9 protein-coding genes are annotated in these 8,885 nt (G+C 69.7%); 8 read left to right on the plus strand and 1 reads right to left on the minus strand.

The features are described from left to right. Window positions 1–311: 311 nt before the first annotated feature. Window positions 312–1,055, plus strand: coding sequence for a helix-turn-helix domain-containing protein (locus DLJ59_RS01775; protein WP_124770779.1), 744 nt, complete (start codon window positions 312–314; stop codon window positions 1,053–1,055). Beyond that, window positions 1,046–1,249 carry a DUF397 domain-containing protein gene (locus DLJ59_RS01780; protein ID WP_124770773.1) on the plus strand — a complete coding sequence of 68 codons (204 nt, stop codon included), beginning with the start codon at window positions 1,046–1,048 and terminating at the stop codon, window positions 1,247–1,249. Before DLJ59_RS01775 ends, DLJ59_RS01780 begins: the two co-directional genes overlap by 10 nt. Before the next feature lie 137 nt (window positions 1,250–1,386). Here DLJ59_RS01780 and DLJ59_RS01785 read toward each other — a convergent pair whose 3' ends face one another. Next, entirely contained in the window at window positions 1,387–1,899 is a 513-nt protein-coding gene (locus tag DLJ59_RS01785; protein ID WP_030338307.1) for an Lrp/AsnC family transcriptional regulator, read from the minus strand. 213 nt (window positions 1,900–2,112) lie between these two features. On the opposite strand from DLJ59_RS01785, the gene DLJ59_RS01790 reads away from it, so the two are divergent. The 6 genes from DLJ59_RS01790 to DLJ59_RS01815 all read left to right on the plus strand — a co-directional run. Then, window positions 2,113–3,297, plus strand: coding sequence for a polyamine ABC transporter substrate-binding protein (locus DLJ59_RS01790; RefSeq protein ID WP_124770774.1), 1,185 nt, complete (start codon window positions 2,113–2,115; stop codon window positions 3,295–3,297). 5 nt (window positions 3,298–3,302) lie between these two features. Beyond that, window positions 3,303–4,454 (plus strand): ABC transporter ATP-binding protein, encoded by a 1,152-nt coding sequence (locus DLJ59_RS01795; RefSeq protein ID WP_124770780.1) that lies wholly within the window; start codon window positions 3,303–3,305, stop codon window positions 4,452–4,454. Then, window positions 4,451–5,359, plus strand: a complete 909-nt coding sequence (locus tag DLJ59_RS01800) for an ABC transporter permease (protein ID WP_124770775.1) — start codon at window positions 4,451–4,453, stop codon at window positions 5,357–5,359. Before DLJ59_RS01795 ends, DLJ59_RS01800 begins: the two co-directional genes overlap by 4 nt. Then, entirely contained in the window at window positions 5,360–6,196 is an 837-nt protein-coding gene (locus DLJ59_RS01805; protein ID WP_124770776.1) for an ABC transporter permease, read from the plus strand. Between the two features lie 49 nt (window positions 6,197–6,245). Then, a complete protein-coding gene (locus DLJ59_RS01810; RefSeq protein WP_124770777.1) occupies window positions 6,246–7,712 on the plus strand; it encodes an NAD(P)/FAD-dependent oxidoreductase in 1,467 nt (488 codons plus the stop codon). Further along, a partial coding sequence (locus tag DLJ59_RS01815) for a saccharopine dehydrogenase family protein (RefSeq protein ID WP_124770778.1) occupies window positions 7,712–8,885 on the plus strand: 1,174 nt, incomplete at its 3' end. The genes DLJ59_RS01810 and DLJ59_RS01815, both read left to right, overlap by 1 nt.

Below are 8,885 nucleotides of genomic sequence, written 5' to 3' on the forward strand. Positions count from 1 at the left end.
GTGGGCCGTGGGCGAGGTGACGCGGGGTCGGGCGGTGCGGGCCGGCGGCGGGGAGGCGGGGGCCTTGGGACGCCGACGGGACACTTCGAGGGCGGTCGGGGGGCGTCCTGGGTGCGCCCCAACACGTCACACCGCAACACGCCGGTCGGTCGCAGACAGGGACACGCAGCGTAGCTATCGTCCGCCGCAACGTGCATCGAGCGGCGTCGCAGCCCGTGTGCTTGCGGCGAGAACTGGCGAGAGCTGGCGAGAGCTACGGCACGGAGGAGCGGCGGGAGGGTCCGGTGGCGAACGAGGCGTTACGAGTGGCGATGGCCGAGGCGGGGGAGACGGTCGAGTCGTTGGCCGAGAAGGTCTGCGTCGACCCCAAGACGGCGGCGCGGTGGCTCTCCTCGGGGCGCATCCCGCATCCGCGTACCCGGGTGGCGGTGGCCGAGGTGCTGCGCCGGGACGCCGCCGATCTCTGGCCGGAGCCGTTCCGCCGTCGTGACCTGCCGTGGTTCCGGCCGTGGGCCGAGCTGGAACAGGACGCCACCTCGCTCCGGTCCTACCAGCCGCTGCTGGTGCCGGGTCTGCTCCAGACCGAGGGGTACGCGCGCGCGATCCTGAGCACCGGTGGTCTGGTCGCACCGTCCGACGTGGACCAGATCGTGGCGAGCCGCCTCGAACGGCAGGCGGTCCTGTGCCGCGATGCTCCACCGCAGCTTGTGGCGGTGATCGACGAGGTGGTGCTGCGCCGGCCGGTCGGCGACCGCGCCGTGATGGCCGGCCAACTGGCCCACCTCGCGGGAGTGGCTGAGTGGGAGCACGTGCAGGTCCGGGTCATTCCGGCCGAGAGTCCGTGGCACACCGGGCTGGCTGGCCCTTTTGTGCTGGGGCGGCTGCCCGACGGGGCCGAATTGGCGTATCTCGACAATCAGCTCCGCGGTCAGGTCGTGACCGATCCCCTCGACGTGGCTAGCCTGGGACGCAGGTGGGAGAGCGTCACCGGCGAGGCGCTCCCGCAACGACGGTCGATCGAGTTGATCAGGGAAGTGGCCACGACATGGACATGACCGGCGCCCGCTGGCGCACCGCGACCCGCAGCAGCAACAACGGCGGTGACTGCGTCGAGGTGGCCGACAACCTGCCCGGCCGGGTGCTGGTGCGCGACAGCAAGGACCGTGACGGTGGCACCCTGACCTTCGCCCCGACCGCCTGGTCGTCGTTCGTCGAAGCGGTGGGCACGGCCGACGCGGCCAGCCGCTGATCCACTCGGGTTCACGGAAAACGGGGCATCAGGGCGACCCGGACACCCCGACTCCCTGAAAGCCGAGCGGACCAAGCAGCCGGCGGGGCAAGCAGCCGGCGGGGCAAGCAGCCGGCGGGGCAAGCGGCGGGTCGGGGTCAGGCCGTACCCCAGGTGTAGGTCTGCTTGCGCAGCTTGAGATAGACGAACGCCTCGGTGGAGAGCACCCCGGGCACCGCGCGCAGTCGTTGCAGGATCTCCAGCAGGTGGTCGTCGTTGCGGCAGACCACCTCGGTGAGCAGGTCGAACGACCCGGCGGTGATCACCACGTAGTCGACCTCCTCCAGCTCGGCGAGCCGGTCCGCAACCGCCTCCAGGTCACCGTCGGTACGTAGGCCGATCATCGCCTGTCGGGGGAAGCCGAGCTGGAGCGGATCGGTCACCGCCACGATCTGCATCACGCCGGAGTCGAGTAGCCGCTGCACCCGTTGGCGGACTGCCGCCTCGGAGAGCCCCACCGCCTTGCCGATCGTCGCGTACGGGCGGCGGCCGTCCTCCTGGAGCTGCTCGATGATCTGCTTGGCCACGTCATCCAGCAGAGCGTGATTGGCACCGTCACGGACAGCGACGCGTCGACCGCCGTTGCTGTTCTCGTGTTGCCGGTTTGTCATTGCCCGCTCCCCATATCCCGAATCGTGATGTCGCGCGTGTATCCCCGCGTAGTCTGGCGTATTTCGTCGTACATCGCTATTCCCGCAACGGAATCCCTTGTAAGGGAGGTCACCTCATGTCAGGATCAGTCGTCCATGGCACTTGACCCTCCCTACATTCCCGCCGGCGCGCCTCCCCGTCCCGCCCGCCGACGATGACCCCTAGGAGTCGTCATGCGTACTCCCCTCCGGCCCCTCTCCCGGCGTGGACTGCTCACCGGCACTCTCGGTTCGGCCACCCTGCTCACCATGGGCGGCAGCCTCGCGGGCTGCGGCACCAAGGGCGCGCAGCAGACCGAAACTGGCTGCGTCAGCGAGGACCTCTCCGGCACCGAGAAGAAACTCGCCTTCGCCAACTGGCCGCAGTACATGGACGTGGACGAGAAGGACGAGTCCAAGCGACCGAGCCTCGACGAGTTCATCACGAAGACCGGCATTCAGGTGACCTACACCGAGGACATCAACGACAACAACGAATTCTTCGGCAAGGTGCAGAACCAGCTCGCCGCCTGCCAGAGCACCGACCGGGACATCATCGTGCTGACCGACTGGATGGCGGCCCGGATGATCCGGCTCGGCTGGATCCAGAAGCTCGACCCGGCGAAGATCCCGAACGTGCAGGCCAACCTGCTTCCGTCGCTGCTCAACCGCCCCTTCGACACCGAAAACCGGATCTCCATCCCGTGGCAGTCGGGCCTCGCCGGACTGGCGTACAACGGCAACGTCACGAAGGAACTGCGGACGGTCGACGAACTGCTCACCCGCCCCGACCTCAAGGGCAAGGTGACAGCTCTCAGCGAGATGCGCGACACCATGGGTCTGCTGCTCGGGTCCAACGGGCACGACCCGGCCAACTTCACCGCCGCCCAGTTCGACGACGCCCTCAACAAGCTCAAGAAGGCCGTCGACTCCGGCCAGATCCGTAAGTTCACCGGCAACGACTACGCGCCCGACCTGGCCAAGGGCGACATCGCCGCGTGCATCGGCTGGTCCGGGGACGTCATCCAACTCTCCGGTGAGGACGAGAAGGTGCGGTTCGTCGCGCCGGACTCCGGCGTGATGCTCTTCAGCGACAACATGATGGTCCCCAACAAGGCCACCCACAGGAGCAACGCCGAAGCGTTGATCAACTACTACTACGAGCCGGCCGTCGCGGCGAAGCTGGCTGCCTATGTCAACTACATCTGCCCGGTCAAGGGCGCGCAGGCCGAGATGGAGAAGATCGACCCCGAGCTGGCCGCCAACCCGCTGATCTTCCCCGACGAGGCGCTGCTGTCGAAGTCCAAGGTGTTCATGGCTCTGGACGAGAAGCAGGAGCGGGAGTACGAGGGCAAGTTCCAACAGGTCATCGGGGCGTGACGAGGATGGCGCGCGAGACACCGGCCGGCGACCTGCGCCTGGCCAACCTCACCAAACGGTTCGGCGTCTTCACCGCTGTCGACGACCTGAGCCTGACCATCGGGCAGGGCTCGTTCTTCGCGCTGCTCGGTGCCTCCGGCTGCGGCAAGACCACCACGTTGCGGATGATCGCCGGCCTGGAGGAACCGACCAGCGGCCAGGTGCTCCTCGGCGACCGGGACATCACCCGGCTGCGGCCGTACAAACGACCCGTCAACACCGTCTTCCAGAGCTACGCGCTCTTCCCACACCTCAGCATCTTCGAGAACGTCGCCTTCGGGCTGCGCCGACGCGGCATCCGCTCGGTCGACGACGAGGTGACCCGGATGCTGTCGCTCGTGCAGCTCGACGGCTACGGCAACCGCCGCCCGGCCCAGCTCTCCGGCGGTCAGCAGCAGCGGGTCGCGCTGGCCCGCGCACTGATCAACCGGCCGCAGGTGCTGCTGCTCGACGAGCCGCTGGGCGCACTCGACCTCAAGCTGCGCCGACAGATGCAGATCGAGCTGAAGCGCATCCAGACCGAGGTCGGCATCACCTTCGTGCACGTCACCCACGACCAGGAGGAGGCCATGACCATGGCCGACACGGTCGCGGTGATGAACGCCGGCCGGATCGAGCAGTTGGGTGCACCGGCCGACATCTACGAGTTTCCCGCCACCGCCTTCGTGGCGAACTTCCTCGGCCAGTCCAACCTGCTCGCCGGGGAGGCCACCGGCGTCGGCGGCGGCGACGTCGCGGTCACGGCGCACGGCACGCGCTTCTCGGTGCCCGCCGGCCGGTCGCGGGCCGAGCACGGTCCGGTCCACCTGGGGGTACGCCCGGAGAAGCTGATACTGGTCGGCTCCGCCGACCAGGTGCCCGCTGGGCATCAGCACGTCACCGGGATAGTCACCGACGCCTCCTACGTGGGAGTCAGCACGCAGTACCTGGTGCGCACCGGCTGGGGCACCGAGTTGTCGGTCTTCGCCGCCAACAGCGGCACGTCGGCGCGGGTGGCGGTCGGCAGCGAGGCTGTGGCGTACTGGGATCCGCGGCACGCGTTCCTGCTGCCCCGCGACGCCGCCGACACCGACCGGACGTCGCCGGTGCTCGACGAGCCGGTGGGTGCGTCGTCGTGACCCTCCTGGCCCCCACCGGGTCCGGGCAACCGCCACCGGCACCGCCGGCAGCCCGATCCGGGCGGCGCCGACTCCTGCCGTACCTGCTGCTGCTGCCCGGTGCGGCCTGGCTGCTCATCTTCTTCGGCGTGCCGTTGGTGCAGTTGGCGGCGGCCAGCCTGTACGACCCCAGCGGCTCGCTCTCCACCGGGTACGCGATGACCTGGGCGGTCAGCAACTACCCGGACGTGCTGCAGGCGTACTGGCCACAGTTCCTGCGCTCGTTCGGCTACGCCGGGCTGGCCCTGGTGCTGGCGCTGCTGCTCGGCTACCCGCTGGCGTACGCGATCGCGCAGAAGGCCGGCCGCTGGAACAACCTGCTGCTGGTGTGCGTCGTCGCGCCGATGTTCACCAGCTTCCTGGTCCGCACGCTGGCCTGGAAAACGATCCTGTCGGACAACGGCGCGCTCGTCGGTCTGCTGCGTGACGTGCACCTGCTCGCCCCGGACGGTCGGCTGCTGGCCACGCCGTTCGCGGTGGTGCTCGGCCTGACGTACAACTTCCTGCCGTTCCTGGTGCTGCCGCTGTACGCGAGCCTGGAGCGGCTGGACCACCGGTTGCTGGAGGCGGCCACCGACCTGTACGCGAGCCCGGTGCAGGCGTTCCGTCGGGTGACCCTGCCGTTGTCCATGCCCGGCCTGGTCGCCGGAACGCTGCTGTTCTTCATTCCGGCCAGCGGTGACTACATCAACGCGGAACTGCTCGGCACCCCGAACGAATACATGATCGGCAACGTCATCGACTCCGCGTTCCTGGTCCGACTGGACTACCCGCAGGGCGCGGCGCTGTCGTTCCTGCTGATGGCGGCGATCCTCGCGGTGGTCTTCGGCTATCTGCGCAGGGCCGGCACGGAGGAGGTGGTGTAAATGAGGCTCTCGCGTTGGCTGGCGGACCGCTGGGTGATGATCGTGGCGTTGCTGGTGCTCGGCTACCTGGCGCTGCCGATCCTGGTGGTGGCCGGGCTGTCGTTCAACCGGCCGTCGAGCCGGCTGTCGTACGACTTCAACGAGTTCACACTGGACAACTGGCGGCAGCCGTGCGCCACCTCGGACATGTGTGACGCGGTGGTCCGCAGCGTGCAGATCGGTTTCCTCGCCACCGTGATCGCCACCGTGCTCGGCACCCTGATGGCGTTCGCGCTGGTCCGGCACCGGTTCCGGGGCCGGTCCGGGATCAACGTGCTGATCTTCCTGCCGATGGCCACCCCGGAGCTGGTGATGGGCACGTCGTTGCTGGCGCTGTTCGTGTCGGCGGGCGTGCCGCAGGGTTTCTGGACCATCCTGATCGCGCACGTGATGTTCTGCGTGTCATTCGTGGTGGTCACCGTGAAGGCGCGGCTCGCCGGGATGGACCGGCGGCTGGAGGAGGCCGCCATGGACCTCTACGCCAGCGAGTGGCAGACCTTCCGGCGGATCACCCTGCCGCTGGTGCTGCCCGGCATCGTGGCCGCCGCGCTGCTCGCGTTCTCGCTGAGCTTCGACGACTTCATCATCACGAACTTCAACGCCGGCACCACAGTCACGTTCCCGATGTACGTCTGGGGCGCTGCCCAGCGGGGCATCCCCCCGCAGGTCAACGTGATCGGCACGGCGATGTTCGCGATCGCGTTGCTGCTGGTGGGGCTCAGCTCGCTGCGCGGTCGACGGGCCCGCCGCGCCAACCTGCTGGCCGGGCCGGCGGGTCACCTGCGTCGGCCGTCATGACGCTCCCGGACGCGGGGCGGTCCCCGGGCCGACCGACCAGCGGGCCGTCATGACGCTCCCACCTACCGGCCGGGCGTTGGCCGACGCGGCACCCGTGCCGTACTGGCTCGATCGCCCGGACCGCCCCGACCCGCTGCCGTCACTGAGCGGCCGGCACTCCACCGACCTGCTGGTGATCGGCGGCGGTTACAGCGGGCTGTGGGCCGCGCTGTTGGCGAAACAGGCGGACCCGGATCGTGACGTGCTGCTCGTCGACGCCGGGACCTGCGGGTGGGCCGCGTCCGGGCGCAACGGCGGGTTCTGCGCCGCCTCGCTGACCCACGGCCTCGCCAACGGCGTCGACCGGTTCCCCGACGAGGTCGGCGAGTTGGAACGCCTCGGCCGGGAGAACCTGGACGCCATCGCCGCCACCGTCGCCACGTTCGACATCGACTGCGACTTCGAGCGCACCGGTGAGCTGGCCGTCGCCGTCGAGCCGTACCAACTCGACGGGCTGGCCGCCGACGCGGACCTGGCCCGTCGGTACGGGCACCGGGTGCGGCTGCTCGACCGGGACGAGGTGCGCGCCGAGGTGCACTCGCCGACGTACCTGGGAGGGATGTTCGACGCCGAACGGGTGGCCATGGTGGACCCGGCGAAGCTGGCCTGGGGCCTGCGCCGCGCCTGCCTCGACCTCGGCGTACGCGTGCACGAGCACACCCGGGTCACCGGACTGCGCGCCGATGGTGCGGCGCTGCACGCCAGCACCCTGGGCACCGACCCCGCCGCCCAGCCGGCCGACCCTGGTCGGGCCGACAATCGGGACGTCGGCCGGCCCGGCTCGGTACGGGCGCGTCGGGTCGTGCTGGCCACCAACGCGTTCCCGCCGTTGCTGCGCCGACTGCGGGCGTACCTGGTGCCGGTCTACGACCACGTGCTGATGACCGAGCCGCTCACCCCCGCCCAGCGCGACGCCATCGGTTGGCGCAACCGGCAGGGGCTCGCCGACACCGCCAACCAGTTCCACTACTACCGGATCACCGCCGACGGGCGGATCCTCTTCGGCGGCTACGACGCCGTCTACCACTACGGCAATCGGGTCGCGCCCGAGTTGGAGCAACGACCGGCCACCTTCACCACCCTCGCCCGCCACTTCTTCACCACGTTCCCGCAGCTCGCCGACGTGCGATTCAGCCACCGCTGGGGCGGTGTCATCGACACCTGCACCCGGTTCTGCCCGTTCTTCGGCACCGCCTACCGGGGTCGGCTGGCGTACGCGGCCGGCTACACCGGCCTCGGCGTCGGGGCCACCCGCTTCGGTGCCCGGGTGCTGCTCGACCTGCTCGACGGCGGGGACACTCCGCTGACCCGGCTCGACCTGGTTCGCCGCAAGCCACTGCCGTTCCCACCGGAACCCGTCCGCGCGGTCGGCATCAATCTCACCCGCTGGTCACTGGCCCGCGCCGACGCGCGCGAGGGCCGGCGCGACCTCTGGCTCCGTACTCTCGATCGTTTCGGTTTGGGGTTTGATTCCTGATGCGTGCCCTCCTCGTCGGCGCCGGTGGCGTCGGCTCCGCCGCCGTAGCCATCGCCGCCCGACGGGCCTTCTTCGAGACCATGGTGGTCGCCGACCACGACCCCGTTCGCGCCCAGCGCGCGGTCGCCGGCCACGGTGACCGTTTCGTCGCCGCCCAGGTGGACGCCGCCTCCGCCGACGCGGTCACCGCGCTGTGCCGGGAGCACCGGATCACGCACGTGCTCAACGCCGTCGACCCGCGGTTCGTCATGCCGATCTTCAACGGTGCGTTCACGGCCGGCGCGGACTACCTGGACATGGCGATGTCGCTGTCGCAGGCCGAGACGGGGGTGAAGCTCGGCGACGAACAGTTCGCCGTGGCCGACACCTGGTCGGCGGCCGGTCGGTTGGCGTTGTGCGGCATCGGCGTCGAGCCGGGCCTCTCCGACGTGTTCGCCCGTTACGCCGCCGACGAGCTGTTCAGTGAGATCGACGAGATCGGTGTCCGGGACGGGGCGAACCTCACAGTCGACGGGTACGACTTCGCGCCCTCGTTCTCCATCTGGACCACCATCGAAGAGTGCCTCAACCGGCCGGTCGTCTGGGAGCGGGACCGGGGCTGGTTCACCACCGAACCGTTCTCCGAACCGGAGATCTTCCACTTTCCCGAGGGCATCGGGCCGGTCGAGTGCGTCAACGTCGAACACGAGGAGGTGCTGCTCATCCCGCGCTGGGTCAAGGCCCGGCGGGTCACCTTCAAGTACGGCCTCGGCGACGAGTTCATCAAGGTGCTCAAGACGCTGCACAAGCTTGGTCTGGACGCGGTCTCCCCGGTGCGGGTACGCGGCGTCGAGGTCTCCCCGCGCGACGTGGTGGCCGCGAGTCTGCCCGACCCGGCCACGCTCGGCGCCCGGATGCGCGGCAAGACCTGCGCCGGCACCTGGGTGCGCGGCCTCGGGCCGGACGGGCGGCCCCGCGAGGTCTACCTGTACCACGTGGTCGACAACGAGTGGTCGATGCGGGAGTACGGGCACCAGGCGGTGGTCTGGCAGACCGCAGTCAACCCGGTCGTCGCGTTGGAGTTGCTCGCCGGCGGCGCGTGGGCCGGTGTCGGGGTGCTCGGGCCGGAGGCGTTGCCCCCGATGCCCTTCCTCGACTTGCTCACCGGCTACGGCTCCCCCTGGGGCCTGGAGG

Source organism: Micromonospora inaquosa (genome assembly GCF_003857055.1).
Taxonomy (GTDB): Bacteria; Actinomycetota; Actinomycetes; order Mycobacteriales; family Micromonosporaceae; genus Micromonospora; species Micromonospora inaquosa.